Annotated in this window: 14 protein-coding genes; 9 read left to right on the top strand and 5 right to left on the bottom strand. The window is 41.5% G+C overall.

Going from position 1 to position 18,675, the window contains the following annotated elements:
- Positions 1–197: 197 nt before the first annotated feature.
- From DWB79_RS02870 to DWB79_RS02840, 7 genes are all read left to right on the top strand, one after another.
- Positions 198–953: a CPBP family intramembrane glutamic endopeptidase gene (locus tag DWB79_RS02870; RefSeq protein ID WP_245541286.1), complete on the top strand. Its 756-nt coding sequence runs from the start codon at positions 198–200 to the stop codon at positions 951–953.
- Positions 954–1,455: 502 nt separating this feature from the next.
- Positions 1,456–3,426, top strand: a complete 1,971-nt coding sequence (locus DWB79_RS02865; RefSeq protein WP_016522551.1) for a formylglycine-generating enzyme family protein — start codon at positions 1,456–1,458, stop codon at positions 3,424–3,426.
- Positions 3,427–3,601: 175 nt separating this feature from the next.
- A complete protein-coding gene (locus DWB79_RS02860) occupies positions 3,602–3,880 on the top strand; it encodes a DUF7724 family protein (RefSeq protein WP_016522550.1) in 279 nt (92 codons plus the stop codon).
- Positions 3,881–4,753: 873 nt separating this feature from the next.
- Positions 4,754–4,999 carry a type II toxin-antitoxin system prevent-host-death family antitoxin gene (locus DWB79_RS02855; RefSeq protein WP_016522548.1) on the top strand — a complete coding sequence of 82 codons (246 nt, stop codon included), beginning with the start codon at positions 4,754–4,756 and terminating at the stop codon, positions 4,997–4,999.
- Complete coding sequence (locus DWB79_RS02850; RefSeq protein WP_016522547.1) at positions 4,999–5,319, top strand: type II toxin-antitoxin system RelE/ParE family toxin; 321 nt, start codon at positions 4,999–5,001, stop codon at positions 5,317–5,319. The genes DWB79_RS02855 and DWB79_RS02850 overlap by 1 nt, the downstream gene beginning before the upstream one ends.
- A gap of 101 nt (positions 5,320–5,420) precedes the next feature.
- Positions 5,421–5,840: a hypothetical protein gene (locus DWB79_RS02845; protein WP_016522546.1), complete on the top strand. Its 420-nt coding sequence runs from the start codon at positions 5,421–5,423 to the stop codon at positions 5,838–5,840.
- 88 nt (positions 5,841–5,928) lie between these two features.
- Positions 5,929–7,092, top strand: coding sequence for a M20 family metallopeptidase (locus DWB79_RS02840; protein WP_016522545.1), 1,164 nt, complete (start codon positions 5,929–5,931; stop codon positions 7,090–7,092).
- Between the two features lie 116 nt (positions 7,093–7,208).
- Here DWB79_RS02840 and DWB79_RS02835 read toward each other — a convergent pair whose 3' ends face one another.
- Positions 7,209–9,536: a heavy metal translocating P-type ATPase gene (locus DWB79_RS02835; protein WP_016522544.1), complete on the bottom strand. Its 2,328-nt coding sequence runs from the start codon at positions 9,534–9,536 to the stop codon at positions 7,209–7,211.
- Between the two features lie 347 nt (positions 9,537–9,883).
- A complete protein-coding gene (locus tag DWB79_RS02830) occupies positions 9,884–10,255 on the bottom strand; it encodes an ArsR/SmtB family transcription factor (protein ID WP_016522542.1) in 372 nt (123 codons plus the stop codon).
- 586 nt (positions 10,256–10,841) lie between these two features.
- On the opposite strand from DWB79_RS02830, the gene DWB79_RS02825 reads away from it, so the two are divergent.
- Entirely contained in the window at positions 10,842–12,377 is a 1,536-nt protein-coding gene (locus DWB79_RS02825) for a leucine-rich repeat domain-containing protein (RefSeq protein ID WP_016522541.1), read from the top strand.
- Between the two features lie 231 nt (positions 12,378–12,608).
- On the opposite strand, the gene DWB79_RS02820 is transcribed toward DWB79_RS02825, so the two are convergent.
- From DWB79_RS02820 to DWB79_RS02810, 3 genes are all read right to left on the bottom strand, one after another.
- Positions 12,609–12,776 carry a GNAT family N-acetyltransferase gene (locus DWB79_RS02820; RefSeq protein ID WP_245541333.1) on the bottom strand — a complete coding sequence of 56 codons (168 nt, stop codon included), beginning with the start codon at positions 12,774–12,776 and terminating at the stop codon, positions 12,609–12,611.
- Between the two features lie 513 nt (positions 12,777–13,289).
- Positions 13,290–14,768 carry a C69 family dipeptidase gene (locus DWB79_RS02815; protein ID WP_016522540.1) on the bottom strand — a complete coding sequence of 493 codons (1,479 nt, stop codon included), beginning with the start codon at positions 14,766–14,768 and terminating at the stop codon, positions 13,290–13,292.
- A gap of 471 nt (positions 14,769–15,239) precedes the next feature.
- Positions 15,240–17,336: a methyl-accepting chemotaxis protein gene (locus DWB79_RS02810; RefSeq protein ID WP_016522538.1), complete on the bottom strand. Its 2,097-nt coding sequence runs from the start codon at positions 17,334–17,336 to the stop codon at positions 15,240–15,242.
- Between the two features lie 145 nt (positions 17,337–17,481).
- On the opposite strand from DWB79_RS02810, the gene DWB79_RS02805 reads away from it, so the two are divergent.
- Complete coding sequence (locus DWB79_RS02805; protein ID WP_016522537.1) at positions 17,482–18,618, top strand: YibE/F family protein; 1,137 nt, start codon at positions 17,482–17,484, stop codon at positions 18,616–18,618.
- Positions 18,619–18,675: the final 57 nt, after the last annotated feature.

Genomic DNA, 18,675 nt, shown 5'->3' with positions numbered 1-18,675 from the left:
TTAAGTCTTTATAGAACTTTGAGGGATTGGGAAAAGGGATAATATGGAAGTTTCTTATCTTGTAGCAGTTTAGATTGCCGACGAGTAGTTTTGATGGTATTATGAGGAAAGGTCGAAAAGGTGTTAAGTTGATGACGCGCTTTGATGTAGGCGGGGACAGAACCGATTTTTATAATATTTATTCCAACGGAGAAATAATGGGAGATAAAATGAATAAAAAAGTAGTATTTTTTAATTTGGTGAACTTACTAATAACCTTTATTCTTGCTATTATATTCGGAGGTGCTGCACAAAATATCAGAGGTAATGAATTACTATTAGGCTCTGTTACAATGGTTGCAGTACAATTATCTCCATTGATAACAACTTTAATTTTTAGAAAAAAATATAATGAAAAAAGATTTTATGCTTATAAATTAAACAGATACTCAGTAATAGCTATTATATTTCCAATAACACTGGTTTTACTATCTTCATTTATACTTGATTTAATGGGAATGCCGTATGTTAAGTCAGAATACACGGGGTATTTATTACTAATTGGTATTATAGTTACTATTGTCGGATCTATTAGTGAGGAGATTGGTTGGAGGGGAACTTTATTACAGATTTTTGAAAATAAATATACTTCGTTTACCTGTTTACTATTTGTTGGAATACTTTGGGGTGCATGGCATTTATTCAAAATAATGAACGTTGGATTCGTAGGATACCTATTATTTATCCCTACGGTTATTATGCTTAGTATTTTTATCACATATTTTTATAAGAAATCAAAAAATAATATTTTAAATGCGATTTTTTATCATACCGCTTTTAATTTATCAAATATGATTCTTTTATTTAAAAGAGAATCAATACAATTATATTTAACTATATTAGGTGTATCTGCATTGTTACTCATATTATTGTTTATGTATGATAGAGAGTATTTTAAATTAAAAAAAACATAGAAATTTGGGGAATCGGGAAAAGGGATCATATGGAAGTATATAAAAATGTAGACGACAGAAAAAATGGATAAAATTTTTCCTAGTTCCTATAGATAGGATGTGATTTTGCTTTAGCTTGTTTAGTGAGGATTGGCCTAATCTGCTGATTGGTCATGTAGCCAATTAGTTTTTATAGTAGAAAGATTTAATTTCTTATCTTGTAGTAGTTTAGATTGCAAACGGGTAGTTTTGATGGTATTATGAAAGGTCTAAAGGGTGTTAGAACGACAGGCAAAGCCTGCGATTAAAAGTAAAGAACCAAAAATTCACTACCTCTGACAAAAAGTATAGGGGGGACGGTGTTCAACGGTTCTCACTGTATGGTTCTATAAGGTGCTGTGATTGGATTTAATACCTTTTGTTACGGTGTAGGGGCGTTGAACCGTTTATACGAATAAAAATTGTAATTCATGGTAGAAAATACTAATTTTTACCTGTACAATACTTAAATAGGAGGTCTTTTATGAGACTAGGAAAATTGGTGATCATTGCTATGTTCTTTTCCTTATTTTTGTTCTCTTGTGAACAACTAGGGACTAAATATGCCCCTCAAAATAGTGACTCAAAGGAGAGTAAATATGAAAAGCCCAATAATGATCCAAAATTGATGCTTTTATCACTAGAGGTTCATGGAAAAAGCACTACAGATTTAAATAATCCACAATTCACTGTGGGTAGTGATATAACAACTGTTGCCTCTACTAATGTAGTTGCAAAATTCAACTATGGCACTAACACAAATGAGGTAATTCCTGTAACTGTAACATATAAAACAGGGGATTCTTTACAAATAGGCAAGAATATTCTCACTTTAAGTGTTGTAGAAGTGCAAGGGGAATATCAAGCTTGGAGCAAAGAAATAGCAGTAACAAGAGAAGAATCTAAAGCCCCAAAGCTCACACTTTCGTATTTAAAAGTGTTTGATGAAGAAGCCTCTGATTTAAACAATCTCAGCTTTAATGTAGATAACAACATAACGACTATTTCCTCAAGTGATGTGGTTGCAAAATTTAACTATGGCAATAAAACAGGTGAATTGATTCCTGTAATAGTTGAAAATGGAACAATCAATGAGGGGAGCACTACAATAAGGCTTTCAATTGAAGCTGTTAATGGAAAACACAAAGCTTGGAATACTGATATCACGATTAAAAGGATGTATCCTGAATTAAAATTAACTGCAATTAGATTTTATAACTCTTCTTTTTATGAATTTAGAAGATATATGGATATAACACATGGTAGCTTGACTGTTAGTAATGCAATGACAGAAATTACTTCAAATAATATTCATTGCTTTTTTAAAGATGATGATTCATCAAGTTCTACATGTATTGACGTAACTATAGAAAACGGAAAACTAAATGTTGGAAAAAATATTGTGAAGCTTTCTATCCCAGAAGTTGAAGCTTCTGACTATAAAGAAGGACACCAAGCATGGAGCATGGAACTAACTGTTATTAGAAATGCCTTGCCTGATAATAGTTTGATTTCTGTAACACCACCTCAAGAAGGTGTTGTAGGTTCTGCAGCGAATAAAGATGACTTTCCTTTTGTTGGGAGCGTTTATGGATCAGGTCCAGAGCTCATAGAACATTTTCAAGGTGTGTTTATTGAAGGACGCACTGTTATTTTAAGTCCTTTTAATATAGCAGAAACGGAAACCACATATAAGCTCTGGAAAGAGGTGTATGACTGGGCAACTGACGAAGCTCGTGGAGCAAATAAATACACCTTTGCAAATCCTGGTAAAATGGGTGGTGATTGGCGTGGCCTTTATCCATCACCACCTTCAACAGTAGTAACTGAGCTTGAACCCGTAACAGAGATATCGTGGTATGATTGCATTGTATGGTGCAATGCTTACACTGAGAAAACTTATGGCTCAGATTCTGAATGTGTATATCGTAAAAGTGACTCAGATAACACTGTTTTGCGTGATGCAACTAAGCTAATAGAACATTATAGAGCCCCATATTTTGACAAAATAAAAAAAGGCTTTCGTTTACCAACTGAAGCAGAATGGGAATATGCAGCCCGTGTGCAATCTGATGGTACTCTGTGTCCACTAACCTATATGAGTGGAGCAGTGGCTAACTGCGTTCAAGGTGGACGAGAGGTTGTTTTATATGCTGCAATTAATGGAGATGACAAAACAAGTGCAGTGAAATGCAAGGCTGCAAATGCATTAGGTTTATACGATATGTCAGGTAATGTATATGAAATGTGTTGGGATGCAAGAGGTTATGATAGTTTAGTTGATACTGGTACTGTAACAAATCCAGCCCTAAATAATGGTTATATGATTCTTCGTGGAGGCAGTTTCAATTCAAGATATGAATTTGCTCTTGTAGGTGGAATAAAAACCTGTGGAAATAGTAGAAGTGATGGAGATGATGCAGCAGTGGGTTTCCGTGTCTGCCAGTATCGTTAGATGTTATTAGATGCTTGCCGACTACCGATTTTCTCATCTTATTTACAATAAGACTACGCGATAGTATGTAAGTTTATTTGTGTAGAGGAAGTAATAGGAGCTGTCCAAATAGGATGTTTTTACTTATAGGACAGCCCCTATGTTTATTTTATAATTTTTATGCTATAATTGAAATATGAGTAGATTCGATACCGCTTATTTAAGCAATGATGGCTCTTACACATTATTTTCTTTTAATAATACTCGATTAAAATTTGCAGCACCGTATTCGCTGGAAAAATATGAAAAGGTTCTCCATTGGGATAGTGGTTATCTTGAAGTATTAGCTAAATATACTCATAATTCTGAACCGGAAGAAGAATATATTGATTTAGTTCCAATATTAAAAAATTTATATATTGAGGCAGAAGATTTTTTATCTCCAATCAAAAAAGTTGAGGTGCGATATGCTTGATTTATACAAAATTATTCATGAAGCGCAGGAATTTATCAAAGAAAAATATATTCAGATGTATGAAAAATGGTGTGAATACAGTCATGAAAGTTTTTATATTGGAAAATAAGTTCTAACACCCGCTTCAACCTGACATTTGTTTTGTCACGAAAGTTGCTTGGGTGGTAATTGCTAGCGCAATTCCCTTTTTAATGCAACTTTCGCACCAACTTTGCCTTATGCTTTGTATCGGCAAAGGTACAAACGCAGGTTAAGCGAATGTTGAACGGACGCTGCGCGCCCGTTCAACGGAGCGGCGGACTCTCCGTCTGTCGTCCGGCGCACAGCGCCGTCCAACACGCGGATTAAGCTGCTCCGTTAGACGGATGCCTTACGGCACGATAAACTGTAACTTTGAAAAATGGTGTATATTTTTGTAAATTAAAGCTTAAAACCCAAATTAATAGCTTAGGATCTTTGAGTAAAGCGATGTTTTATCATACTGACTAATTAAGTAAGAAAAACAAACTTTTATCTAAGAATTTTAAAACTTATTAAGGGAATCAACGAAATATAAGTTCTCCTACGGACGGTCATGGAGAGGGTTTTATTCACAATTAGTAAAATATATGAGAGTTAGGGATTCCACATTATAAATAAAAACCTATGAAATTTATGTTCTAAATCATCGAAACAGCTCTACGCTTGAAGATATAAAGCCATTTTACGATTAAAAGCTTTGTTTTTTTGTTACGTATAGCAATGGGGTCACTGCATTTTATCTGCAAAAGCTTATAATGCGGAAGCCCTGATATGAGAGTTTAATCTGCTTGACAGTTTATAAGTATTTTAAGATAATTATTTCGTAAAATATTACGAATATTAGAGGTATGTATGATTGCTATAAAACCTGTTTCGGATTTGCGTAATTATAATGAAGTTTTGCAGGATGTTGCTGATGAATCGCCGGTTTTTCTTACTAAAAATGGCAGGGGGTGTTATGCGGTAATTTCCATAAGAGATTACGAAAAATTGACAGCTACGAAAACTCTTTTTTCTGAATTGAAAAAAGGTGAAGAATCTGCTTTGCAAAACGGATGGCTGGACACAACTGAAGTCAGAAAAATGGCAGGACTTTGATGTTTGAGATAAAAATTGCTCCGCAAGCAGCAGCAGACTTACTTGAAATTAAAAATTATATCGAGAATGAACTTCAAAATCCCATAGCAGCACATAATACCATTTCAAAAATTATAGAAACTTATGAAAATTTGACGTTCTCTCCAAATGTAGGGATTTCTGTGGAAAAATATGTTTCGTTTCCTACAGATTATAAGTTTGTACTTGCGAATAATTATTCAATATTTTATAGAATTGAAGACGAAGTTATAAGAATTGTAAGAATTTTGTATTCAAGAAGAGATTTTGTTCGTGTTTTGTTCGGTGAGAAGAGCAAATAGCGTCTAACACCCGCTTCAACCTGACATTACCTTTGTGGCAATGCAGGTTAAGCGGATGTTATGGTGACACTACACTAGGATGCGAGGTTTTATGAAAAGATATGAATGGTTTTAAGGCTATTATCGAATTACAAGATATTCTCTTCCCGAAATTTTATACAGCAATAGATTCTGAAAATAATGAATATATATTTTTAAAAACTCAAGATTCAAAGATAAATTCATTGAATAAAGTATCTGATAAAACACAATTAGAGGCTTATGAAAATCATATTCATATTTGCGGTAAAGTTAAAAAACGTGTTCAACATACAGCCATAACTTCTGCAAAATTAATTACGAAAAATTTAATTGAAAATTTAAAAGCAAGTTTTCCAAATAAAAATTTCTATGTCTATTTGGACTGTGATTTTAACGATCATATTATATTAAGATTTCATCAATTATGGGAAAATGAAGAACCGTATTATGATGTAAAGGATTTTCCAAATATCGAGGTATTTAAAATTGAAGCAAAATAGAATATTTCTTCAGCGAGTCAAGCTTGCTGTAATCATATTTTGGAGGCTCTAAAAACTTAGTGGTTTTTAAGGATAAAGGATAGTACCGATGCAAAACTATTTTGATTATATCGATGATGATGAACTCCGCACGTTTTTTGCAGACGCTGTAAAAATTCCCAGCATCAATCCGCCGGGGAACGAAGCGCCGATGGTGCAATATATAGAGGATTTTTTACAAGCGAATAAGATTGAATATGAACGGATTCCTGTTGAAGGAAACCGTTCTGATATTGTCGCTCGGGTGCGTGGGAAAACCCGTGAAAACAGCATCATCTTTACCGGACATATGGACGTCGTACCGGTTTCTGACGAAGAGCGAGGGCGATGGAACTTTGACCCGTTCGGTGCTGAAATACGGGATGGTGTTTTGTACGGCCGCGGCAGCAGCGATATGAAAAGCGGACTGACCGCTGCGCTTTATGCAATGGCTGTTTTACAGCGGCACGGTATCGTGCCCCCTACCGATATTATCTTTGCTGCGACAATCGACGAAGAAAACTACATGAAAGGTTCGAAGGAGCTTTTATATTCTCCGTTGTTTGACGGAGCCCGCTCGCTGGTGGTGTGCGAACCGACCGATTTAAAGCTGTGTATAAAAGGAAAGGGACGTACATGGGCGGATGTCTGCGTACGAGGCAAAACCGCTCACGGTTCACAGGCCGGTGTGGGCGATAATGCGATTTACACGGCAATCAATTTAATAGAAAAGATTAAGCATACAGAGTTAACGGGCTATTCTTCGGCGGAGAACGGGGCGTCTTTTTGGCGGACGCTGGCAATACAGGCAGGCGTGGAGCCGCAGGTAGTTCCCGACACTTGTGTTTTTACCGTGGATGCGCGGCTTGCCGTTGGGCATCCCATCGATGCAGTATGGGCGCGGTTGGACGAACTGATTGCCGCATTGCGCCAAGAAGTTCCTACCGCCCAAGTGTCGTATACCGTTGTCGATAGGCGTCCTTCGTGGACTACGGCAGAAAGCGATCCTCTGGTACAGCGGTGTAAAACAGCGCTGGAAGCCGTCGGCCTTCCGTATATTCCGGATATCTTTGCAGGTTCTACCGACGGCAGTGTCCTGGTAAAGCAGGGGCTTACTCCCGTTATCATTGGCCCGGGCGATCTTGCCGTCGTCCACCGCGAAAACGAACATATTAAGCTTTCTCAACTTTATCGGGCAGCACGGCTGTATCTGTCAATGATGCTTACCTTTTGAAAATATACGGCGCGTCTATTGCGCCGAACTTGATGATTAACCTATGTGCGTTCCGCGTACGAATGCAACAGTTTTCAAAGTTTATACTTTGGAAACTGTTGCATTTTAATCTCCCTTTATCTCCGTGCGCGCAACGAGTTACACACGGCAAGAAGTGCGACACCGACATCGGCGAACACCGCTGCCCATAATCCAATAATGCCCAAAGCGCCGCCCGCCAAAAAGGCGATTTTAACGACAAACGACATAACGATATTTTGTTTGACGATTTTTCGTGTAAAGCGCGCTGACTTGATTGCCTGCGGAATGAGCTGCGGGTTGTCGGTCATAAGAACGACGTCGGCGGCTTCGATTGCGGCGTCGCTGCCGATTCCGCCCATCGCGATACCCACATCCGCACGGGCAAGAGCGGGCGCATCGTTAATTCCGTCTCCGACAAACACACAGACGGCGCGGGCGTTGCTCTTTTTCCGTTCGTCGCTGATTGCTTCAAAGCGGGCGACCTTTTCATGCGGCAAAAGTTCGCTGCTGCAGCGGTCAAGCTGCAATTCGGCGGCTATTTTTTCGCCCGTACGTTTTGTATCGCCGGTCAGCATCTCAAGATATCCGACCCCAGCGCCGCGCAGTTCCCGTATCGCTTGTGCGGATTGCGGTTTAATGCTGTCGCTGCAAATAATACAGCCGGCATAATGCCCGCCGTAGGAAAGGAATACCTTCGTTCCTTCAATTTGAGCGATGGAAGCAGGCTGTTTTTCCGCATCGCCGAAGATGAACAGCGCGGAACCGGCCGCAAGTTCCTGTCCGTTCCGCAGCATTTTAACGCCGGAACCGGCTTTTTCCGTGTATTGCCGGAGTTCGGCTGCTTCTTTTTCAAACACGGCTATTTTCTCTTTACCGAGCTGCCCTTGAATAGCGCCTTTTATCGCAACGGCAATCGGATGGCCGGAATGATACTCGGCGATATAGGCAAGCTCAAGCAACTCCTCCGTGCTGAATTGTTCGGCAGGAAGAATATGCTGTACCGTTAAAACACCGGCGGTCAGTGTGCCGGTTTTGTCGAATACAACGCTGTCCGTTTTGGCAAGCGAGTCGATAAAATCCGCTCCTTTTATTAATATACCCTTTTTTGCCGCCCCGCCGAGTCCGCCGAAGTAGCCGAGCGGAACGGAGATAACAAAGGCGCAAGGGCAGGATATAACAAGGAATACCAGTCCGCGTGAAATCCACGGAACAAAGGCATTCCACGAAAGCGGGCTGCTATATACAGCTGAAAGTACAAGCGGCGGAAGGAGCGCCAGCACGACTGCACCGATCGTTACAATCGGCGTGTATACCCGCGCAAAGCTCGAAATAAGTCGCTCCGTTTTTGCCTTGCGGTCTTGCGCATGTTCCACCAACTGCAGCATTTTAGCCGCAGCGGTATTTTCTGCCGCTACGGTGGTTTTAATCACCGCAAGCCCGTCCGTATTGACGAATCCTGCCAGTACCGTACCGCCTGCTTCAATAAAACGCGGAACACTCTCTCCCGTCATCGAAGAGGTGTCAAAAGAACACGCTCCTTCGACCAGTATCCCGTCAAGCGGAACCTTCTCCCCCGGTTTTACGAGGATCAGCGTACCGATAGGAACATCTTCCGGGGCTACGATGTCAGGGTCATCCCCTTCATGATGATGCCCGCAGCAGCACTCTTCGGCATGATTATGCGTATGTTCGTGATGATCCACTTCGCCGTGTTCATGCTCGCAATCGCATTCTTCATGTTCGTGATGATGTTCATGGCTATGTTCGTGTCCACACTCGCAGTTTTCCGAATGGGTATGGTGATGTTCACCGTGTTCATACCCGCATTCGCACATCTCGGCGTGAATGTGCTCATGGCTGTGATGGTGGTCATCATCTTCATGTTCATGACCGCAACAACTATGTGCATCGCTGTGTCCCGATTCGGAGTCGGCAGGATTACGATAGAGCCGGACAAATTCGGGGCGCAAGTCCATCAAGTTGGTAATGGAACGGCGGGACTGCTGAACGGCGGCGGCTTGCAGCAGCTCGCCCAAGTTGTAAAACAGCATAACCGCGGCGCCTTCCGACCACTCTCCGAGTATGAACGCACCGAGTGTCGCAAAGGTCATCAAAAAGTTTTCGTCAAAAATACTCCTCTTACCGATGGTCTTCAGCAAGGTTTGAATAACTTCCAGTCCCGCAGCAAGCCACGAACCGACAAAAAGCAATGATGAAAGTGCAATGGAGTAAGAAGCGCCGCTGAACTGAACGGTCATTTTGAAAGGTTCGGAAGCAATTTTCAATACAATCCCGGCGATAAAAAACACCGCCGCTACGCTAAACCGGATAATATCGTGTTTATTCCACAAACTGTCATGATGATGTTCATCATGATTATGCGTTTCGTGTATATGATTACATGCCATACAACTACAAGCCATTTTCTCTCCTCCTTAGGTCATGGCAACCGCATTAAAAATATTTTTAGCGGTTGCCTTCCTTCTGTGCGAAATTTTAAGTAAAATTTCGCACATTTTTTCCGGTAAATGGGTAAATGCATCAGGTAGAGTAGATAAAACCGCGGAAAAATTGAGACTGTGAGACCATTTGAACCATCTTCAACTGTTGTACGTCCATGTACAACAGTTGAAGGCGAGTTTTGTGCCTGCACAAAACATCGCTACTGTATAGAACCCACTGCCATCCTTGGTAGTTCTGGTCGAATAGTATCAATTTTTCCGCGGGGTTATTAAAAAACGACCTGATGCGTTTACCCCGCCCCTTCGGCTCAGCGCCCTTCCAGAATATGCTCCATGCCGACGCTGTATAAGATGCCGACATGATTGTCCTCTATAGAATAGTAGATTTGTTTTCCCACCCGCCGCGAACGCACTATTTTTGCTTGTCTGAGGATACGCAGTTGATGAGAAATTGCCGAAGCGGATATTTCAAGCACCTCCGCAATGTCGGCAACGCACAGCTCACCCGCCATTAACGCGGATACGATCTTGATACGGGTTGAATCGCCGAAGTTCTTAAAAAAATCACTCAATGCGGTCATCGTGTCCTCGTCGGGGATCTTTGAGCGTGCATGAGCTACGGCATCGGGGTTAAAATACTCCGCCGCTTCGTCACTCATCGGTTCTTCTTGGTTTTCCATTGTGCGGCCTCCTTATGTATTCTGATTATCACGCCTGCCGGTCTTGGTCATCCGTCTTCTCAAAACAGCAAGATGATTTTTTATCTGCAAATATATGAACAGATGTTCAGATGTTTATTTGAGTATATATACAACTAAAAACAGTGTCAATATCCTTTTGAAATATACGGTGCATTTACTGCGTCATACAGTAAAAAAGTGTCCTCAACGTATCAAAGATACGCCTGCGGTACTTTTTTACTGTATTCCTTGTATCTACACCGTCTATTTCAAAAGGCTAACGGAAAGGTTTTACAGTATATGCCGCTTCTGAAAATATTCAACGTACCATTTCCGTCATAGATGGCGGGGGTGTTTTATGCAGAAGCAAGTTTGCTTGTAAACTTGCAGGTACAAAATATACTCAGGATGTACATTTTGTACCGTGCCTGTGGTTAATTTGTGCTCGCGCCTCGTAGTTTCAGAACGGACAAGGATGTCCGTGGTTATAAGCAGGAGCGGGATTTGTGTTATGCACAAATCTCGTCGTTAAAAAGGTTGACGGAAAATTATATACCTGATAATTTCTTGAAATGAGGAGGAAACCATGAAAATAAAACTATGGTCTATCGGATTGGTATTACTGCTATGCGGTCTTTCATCATGCTATCCGCCTTTTGGTGCGCCGGTTGATGTTGAATATGCCGATATTATCATTGAGCTGGATACGAAAGTGCACGGCATTGCAGTATTTGCCGACACAGTAAACGGCCAGCCTGCACGTCTTATTGGAGCGAGGACGTATACCGCCGATAAAATGCAGGAGTTGCCGCCTTTTTCTGCAAGAGATAAAGGCTCCTCCCCAATCATACCGCTCAATCAGGAGCGTATCGGTATTGTCGGAGATATAACGCAAATAGAAATAAGAGGGCTTTCTCTTTTTGAAGGTCCCCCCACAACAATAACCGGTTTAGTATTCAAAAACGGAAAACATATCAAAACATTGATATGTGCGCCGCATGAATTTACTGCAATGCCTCATTTTTCTGCACTGACTGAATTGGAGTATCTTGAACTTTCGGGACAGGTATACACTCTTTCCCCTCAAAAGCAAACGCTTGATCTATCGAATAATAAGAAACTTAAAGTACTATCGGCTAACACCTTCGAAAGCATAGCCTTACCTGATTCGCCGCATTTGCAAAAATTGGACATAAGTGTTACGGAAAACGAAAGCTTTAATTTTTCACAATATCCTAACTTAGAAGAACTGTCCCTGCGTTGTAAAACCTCCGTTGATCTTTCCGGTAATCCTAAGTTAAGAATAGTGCAGCTCAGCGGCGCTACGAATGACACGCTCAATTTGCTGCAAAATCCGCGTTTAGAACAGCTCAGTATACACGGTAAACAACTTCATTCACTCATACTGCCGCAGCTGTCTCATTTAAAATATTTGAGTACCTCAGGGTGCACTCTTTTAACCGCACTGGATACTTCGGCTATGCCGAAACTGGAGAAACTTGATTGCAGCCGAAATAGTTTAACTTCGTTGGATGTTTCAAATAACCTTTTTTTACACAACTTATATTGTGACTCCAATGCAAATGAGGACGGTGAGGGCGGTATTAAAACGCTCATCTTAGGCAATTTGCCTGAATTAAAAATACTTAATTGCAGACGGAACAATTTGAACGTACTGGATATAGAAGGCTGTCCGCATTTGGAAATCTTGAACTGCAGCTATAATAACCTGCAAACGCTTGATGTTTCAAAACAGCGGGAATTAGAGAGATTGTTTTGCGCTTGGAATCGCCTGAAAATCCTTGATGTACGAACATGTCAAATACTCAATGATATGACGTGTTCGTACAATGCTTTAACTGAGATAAAAATAGACCCGCACAATTTATCAAAAGCGCCTTTCGGTATTATTACGCTGGACATTAAAAAAAACAGATTGAATCGCGCAACGCTCGATGCACTGTTATACAGCCTTCCTAAAAAAAATGCCGCTTCGTATTGTGAAGTGATTTATCAGGCAGATAAAAATAAACCCGATGCGTATCCCTATGAAAATGAAGAGCCAAGTATCGAAGCCCGTATCACTGCAACGGAAAATAATTGGACAATTATAAAGCGATAGAAATTTTCTGTATTGCTTGCACGAATAAAAGATGTGCTAGGTGTCTATTCTTTTTAATTCTGTAAGGGCTTTATTGCGATAAACTAAATCGTCTCTAACGGAAAAGCCTTCCTTAAAATTGAACAACTGAACAAAGTATCAACTTTGGAAGTTGTTCAATTCGTGCGCGGTAGCGCACACGTCAATAAGTGAGTTTGCCTTGTGGCAAACTCATCGGTTAACGAGGCAGCCTTATTTGGTTGCCGAAGTTATACCTTCGTTTTCCCAAAAGGCATTGCCGTCTTTATTTTTAGTGAATACAACTAATGCGGTTTCGTGAATACCAATATGTTTTAAAGCATTCAACGCCGTGGTGATCAATTGGGAAGCAACCCTTTGTCTCCGCCATTTCGGATGCACAGCAGTATGGTATATGTAACCTCGCCTTCCGTCATTTCCTGCCAATATGGCACCATGGTAAACGCATCAGTCTGATTTTTTTATATCCCCGCGGAAAAATTGAAACTATTCGACCAGAGTTGAACCTCTTCGCGGTTCAAATGGTCTCACAGTCTCAATTTTTCCGCGATTTATATCTACTTTGCCTGATGCATTTACCCCTTGCTGGAAAAATGTGCGAAATTTTATTCGTGCGGAGGGTTTAATACCCCGGACGCTTGCGTCGTAACAAAGGGTATTAAAGCCGACTGCAACCACCTTATAGAACACACAGTGCGAAACGTTGAGCACTGTGCCCCGACGCTTGCGTCGGGGGTGTTGATTTCCTTAAAATGCAACAGTTGAACAAAGTATGCACTTTGGAAACTGTTGCATTAGTGCGCGAAAAGCGCACACGTCAATAAGCGATGTTTACCGGACGGCAAACTCGGTGTGTTTTTAAGCGGCGATATTTAAGTCGCTTAAAATAAACTTTTATTTTTCTTTTGCTACTGACGGTTCAAAGGCTTTTTTAGGAGTTCTGCCTTCGTTCTTTGCTGCAAAACCTACCAGTTCCGGGTATATTTTCTGTGCTTTTTCAAACACATCGGCTGCTTGGTCGTTTCCTAATTTGGTTGCATATTTTGCTGCGGCGGATTCACCTTTTTTGGTATAGAGCCGTGCAATTTCAGCATCTTTGTCTTTCTGCTCTTTAATCAATTTTTGCTCATAGGCTTTCCAATAGCTGCGGACATTCTTTCCGTACATATCCCTGTTTAAAGCTGAAAAGACATTGATAGTCCTCATTACCCAGTAAAACGAATCGGGAGTATACATTTCATTGTCTACTTTATACGCAGAGTAGGTGTCCGTAATGTTGCCATAGAAAGGCAGATACACCGAATGTTCTGCATTTGCCATCGCCATCCACATCACACCGCCGACAGCTTTCGGTAAGGTGTCTTTCATCTGAATGATATGGCACTCCATAGAAGTCGGTGTACCGATTGCGCGAACTCCTGCGTTTTCCGGTAAATTTGCATTTTTATCGGTATCTTCATAGCGGTAGCGCTGCAATTCCATTACATCTTCGACTGTGATTTTTTTATCAGCTTTTCTCCATAAAGAGAATAACTTCGTGTTATACGCAACCTTTGCGGAAGGTGAGAATTTGTTTTGTCCTCCCCAAAGCCGTACACGGTTGTAGTCGCTCATTTCTTCTCCATAAGTAAGCGCCGCATGGAATTTACCGTCAACTTCTTTATAAAAGCCTTTTGCCTTAGGCAAATTGATTAAATCCTTTGATGCGATAACATCTTTACTTGTCATATCGACATAACCGAGCAAGAAGCAATTAGGTACTACCGCATACATATCATCCGGAACCTTAACCGCTGCATATTGATGGCCGGTATAAATTTCCATGTACCAGCTTTCTTTATCGTCTGCGATAAACAGAATGTTACCTTCTGCCGAACCGTAGGTATCTACAATCTTTGCAATCCGTTCAACGCCTTCCCGGGCTGTCGTAATATACGGCAACACAACTGTTGTTATAGACGCTTCCGAAAGGCCATTTTCAACAAGCGGGTCAGCTTCTTCCGCAGCTTTTCCCGGAGATGCCGAAACAGTCGCACTCATCGCAACGCCGTATTCGTTAAAACCGACTTCGTCGTAGATGCCTTCGGATTGTTCGGCATCGCAAATAGCGGTATACCGATAGCTCTCTTTCGGTAATTCGATTTTAAAGCCGATTGAGTCGGTAAACTGTACCGGCTTTCTGTTTTTCTTATGCGGATATACCTTAAAGGTTTTGTTATGGGCGCCACTCAAATCTTCCGTACGCGCAATAATACGAAAGCCGTCGGCTGTTGCGTCCTTTCCTGCAACAAACCCCGTACAGCCAAAAGCATTAGACATTCCTGCCCATACGCCGGCTGCAGCAACTAATAAAAACAGACACATTTTTTTCATAATGTACTCCCTGTTAAAAATAATCCGGTAAACACTACCGAATATAGATATGAAAAGGATTATATCATGCAGTATGAGACTTGTCAAAAATTATTCTTTTTATCGAAAAACTGTTTTTCAGCCCTTTTGCGAAATATCTTAGACACAAATAGAGCGAGTAGATACAAGGCGCGAACAAAAATAAAGCGGAGACACGGCAACGAATGTACATCCTATACATTCGTTGCCTGCGAATTTAGTCTTGCGCCTAAATTCGTTTCTAATTGGCACCCCGTCCATCCGTGGACGTTCTGAAATAGATTATCGTGACAACCCCAACGGCCAAGCTTTTGTATCAGAGCTAAGCTCAAGAACAAAGGCGAGGCATAAGGGGAGATTGTAAAGAGGGGGCTCCCTCTTTACCCGTCATTTTTCTTTTTAGGGGTTGTAGGGGGTATTTTTCGTTTTATCGGAAAAAAAGAAAAATACCCCCTACATGACTTTGAATTTAGAGACCTCGACGGCCAGATTATCGATACTTTGCTTGTTCTTCTGTGTAATCTCGTTTACTTCCTGTACGGCATTGTTAATCTGCACTGCACCTGCCGCCATCTCGTTCATACTGTCAGTTATAATGCGGGTAAGATTATCCAGCTTTCGCATTTCCTGAGCAACACCTTCACCGCCTTTCAGCATTTCCTCAGAACCAGCTTGTACTTCCGTTGTTACCGTGTTGATATTCTTAATAGCTGCCAATACTTCTTTGCTGCCGTGTTCCTGCTCCTTCATTGATTCGGTTAGGCGGGCGCTCATTTCTTTAACCTGTTCTGCAAGGGTGAAGATACTATTGAAATTTCCTTCTACCGTTTTGGATGATGCGGAAAGCGTTTCTATTTCCGATGAAAGCATTTTTAAAGTTGCGGTAATTGTTTTCCCTTGTATCGAAGATTCTTCGGCAAGCTTTCTTATTTCATCGGCAACAACGGCAAATCCTTTCCCAGCTTCGCCGGCATGTGCAGCTTCTATTGCGGCATTCATTGCTAATAAGTTTGTCTGCGATGCAATATGCTGAATGACGCTTGACGCTTCCATTAAAGAACCGGATTCTTCCGCAATTTTCTGTGTTACGGTATTTGATGCAACGAGCGTAGCTTTGCCGTCCGCGGTAGCGGTTGTAAGCTCTTTAATAGCACTATCGGTTTTAGCGAGCGTCTGTCCGATGGAAGCGATATTTGCGACCATTTCTTCTATAGAAGATGAAGACTGCGCAACACTTGCTGCCTGTGTTTCAATACCTGTATTTAATTGCTTAATGGTGCGGACAATTTCTTCGACAGTTGCGGCGGTTTCGGTAACACTTGTCGCTTGAGTCATTGCTTGATGTTTTACGCCATCGATATTTGCACTGATTTGATGCACCGCGCTTGCAGTTTCGGTCATATTGGTAGATAGTTCGTTTCCGATTTCTTCCATCTTATTACAGTTTACGCCTATCGATTTGATCGCGTTTCTTATTTTTGCAATCGTCTCATTAAAATATTCGGATAAGTCTGTTACCTCATCATTTCCCGTCACAGGGAGATTTACGGTTAAATCACCCTCTCCCTGTGCGATATTTTTTAAAGCCGAAACTGTTCGTTTAACCGGTTTTATCATACCTCTGGATACTAAATAGACGATAATAACGGATCCTGCAAAAATAGCGAATCCGATTAAAATCAGACTGAGCCGGAGCGTGTTTACGGTTTCCATAAATTCATGTACGGGCGCACATACGATAGTAGTCCATTCGGCCGACTTCAATTTTGTATAAGCTGCAATTTTGGGAACACCCTCGTACTCATAATAACCGATGCCGGGTTGTGAAGAAGCTATCGCGTTTCTTTCAAATCTTCCGCAAGAATCCAATTCAATATTGCTCTGTCCTTCTTGACTTGGATTGAGCATACTTGTTACCGCATCAATATCCTGATCGGCAATCGTTGCTCCCGTAGGTCCTATAATGTAGCAGTTGCCGCTTTTGCCGATGGTAATGTCTTTGATATTATCTCTGAACCACAAGCCGGCAATATCGGCTGATAAAACACCTATAATACGATGGGTTTCATCGTAAAGCGGAATCGAAAAAGTGCTAATCAGTTTTTGAGTTGTTTTTGAAATCAATAAATCGGAAACGAAACGCTCTCCTTTCATTGAAGCTTTAAACCATTCTCTGGCGCTTACATTTACCGTACCGCTTTTTGCATAACAGATACCTGTGGTATCGCTGATATTGAGTTCCTGTATTGTATTATTGCTCAATGCATTTTTTTGCAGCTGTTCCAATTTTTCTTGATATGAAGCGGTCTGATCATACAGTATCGGGATATGGGATAGGCCTTCTAGAAATTGAAAAAAAGCAGTGATTTTTGCATCGATAATTTCCGCTTCATCCAAAGCCTTATCGATAAGCTGCACTTCCAATTTTTCGATAACGGCTTTCCGTGCAAAGCTGATTGCCAGTGCACCTTCCGTCAGCGAGGCGGCTGCAATGAGAAGTCCGAAAATGATAATCAATTTGTTGCTGATTGAAAAACGCTTTTTTGCCATGTTATATATCCTATTTTAAACAATTTTGAGCTGAGTGGTATGTATACCATATTTTATATCTTTTGAAAATAGGGAAAAAACTATTGACATAGGAAAAAAATATTGACGGGTGGGGGAATCTCACGGTATAATTTCACACTAGAGTATGCAAGAAAAAGTATTCGCAGGAGCAGTGCTGGTTGTTACGGTGCTTCTCTGCATCGGTATGCCGAAAATTTCAAATAAACTCAAGCCCGAATCTCCGTTTACCCAAGAATTTGCTGCGGGTATTGTCGAGGAAGTTTTGGAAGAAGACCTTTCGCCCGATCCTGTTGTGCAAGGAAGATATCGCGGTACGCAGAAACTCCGCGTTAAAATTCTCGAAGGAAAACATAAAAATACGGAATTTGAAGTGTATAATACGTTGAGCAGCTTGCACAGTAACTTTGCGTATAAGGGCTTGAAAGCGGTATTCACATTGCGGGAGAGCGGAGGACAAACTGCCGTGTGGCTTTATAACCTCAAGCGCGACACTTATGTTTTTGTGCTGCTGGGGCTGTTTTTTGCTGCACTGATTATTCTCGGTAGGGGACAGGGCTTAAAGTCTGCACTCGGACTTGTGTTTACCTGTGTGCTCATTGTTACCGTGCTTATTCCCGCCCTGTTTGCAGGGTTCCCGCCCGTACCGGTTTCTATCGGCCTTGTCTCTGTTATGACCATCGTCAGCTTTATTTTGATAGGCGGCTTTACGCGCAAAACATATACCGCTATTGCAGGCACCGTGTCCGGCATTACCATTGCGGGAATTATCTCAAGCGTTGTGTCCTATTCGGCACAGCTTTCCGGTGTTAATATGGACGGTGGCGAGCAGCTGCTTAATTTAGCCCCCGACTATAACCTCAAGCTGGACGGGCTATTGTTCACCTCAATTTTGATTGCTTCGCTCGGCGCCGTGATGGATGTCAGTATGTCCATCGCGTCTTCCATGCAGGAAATTTTAGCCGCCAATCCGCGTCTGAGCAAAAAAGAGCTGTTTCAGGCGGGGTTGACCGTCGGTAAAGATATTACCGGCACGATGAGTAACACGCTCATTCTCGCCTTTGCCGGCTCGTCCCTGCCGCTTGTGATGATGATTTGGGGGTATGGTATGAGCTTTAAGCAGTTTATCAATATACCGCGCATCGTCATAGAAATTATGCACGGTATTTCGGGGAGCATTGGTATTATTGCGGCAGTTCCGTGTACGGCGCTGATCGCACTCTTTATATTGCGGATCCCGGCTGTGGAAAAAATGCGAAAATAGACGGATACCATCCGTACTATTATAGAGAGGGAATTAATCACCGCTCAGTGCAGCTGG

The organism is Treponema medium (assembly GCF_017161265.1).
Lineage (GTDB): Bacteria > Spirochaetota > Spirochaetia > Treponematales > Treponemataceae > Treponema > Treponema medium.
This window is presented reverse-complemented; position numbering and strand designations above follow the sequence as displayed.

Coding starts and splice junctions, on each gene's coding strand:
- DWB79_RS02865 (WP_016522551.1), top strand. CDS start 1,456: ATGAGACTAGGAAAATTGGTGATCATTGCTATGTTCTTTTCCTTATTT.
- DWB79_RS02855 (WP_016522548.1), top strand. CDS start 4,754: ATGATTGCTATAAAACCTGTTTCGGATTTGCGTAATTATAATGAAGTT.
- DWB79_RS02860 (WP_016522550.1), top strand. CDS start 3,602: ATGAGTAGATTCGATACCGCTTATTTAAGCAATGATGGCTCTTACACA.
- DWB79_RS02815 (WP_016522540.1), bottom strand. CDS start 14,768: ATGAAAAAAATGTGTCTGTTTTTATTAGTTGCTGCAGCCGGCGTATGG.
- DWB79_RS02825 (WP_016522541.1), top strand. CDS start 10,842: ATGAAAATAAAACTATGGTCTATCGGATTGGTATTACTGCTATGCGGT.
- DWB79_RS02845 (WP_016522546.1), top strand. CDS start 5,421: ATGAATGGTTTTAAGGCTATTATCGAATTACAAGATATTCTCTTCCCG.
- DWB79_RS02840 (WP_016522545.1), top strand. CDS start 5,929: ATGCAAAACTATTTTGATTATATCGATGATGATGAACTCCGCACGTTT.
- DWB79_RS02805 (WP_016522537.1), top strand. CDS start 17,482: ATGCAAGAAAAAGTATTCGCAGGAGCAGTGCTGGTTGTTACGGTGCTT.
- DWB79_RS02810 (WP_016522538.1), bottom strand. CDS start 17,336: ATGGCAAAAAAGCGTTTTTCAATCAGCAACAAATTGATTATCATTTTC.
- DWB79_RS02835 (WP_016522544.1), bottom strand. CDS start 9,536: ATGGCTTGTAGTTGTATGGCATGTAATCATATACACGAAACGCATAAT.
- DWB79_RS02870 (WP_245541286.1), top strand. CDS start 198: ATGGGAGATAAAATGAATAAAAAAGTAGTATTTTTTAATTTGGTGAAC.
- DWB79_RS02830 (WP_016522542.1), bottom strand. CDS start 10,255: ATGGAAAACCAAGAAGAACCGATGAGTGACGAAGCGGCGGAGTATTTT.
- DWB79_RS02850 (WP_016522547.1), top strand. CDS start 4,999: ATGTTTGAGATAAAAATTGCTCCGCAAGCAGCAGCAGACTTACTTGAA.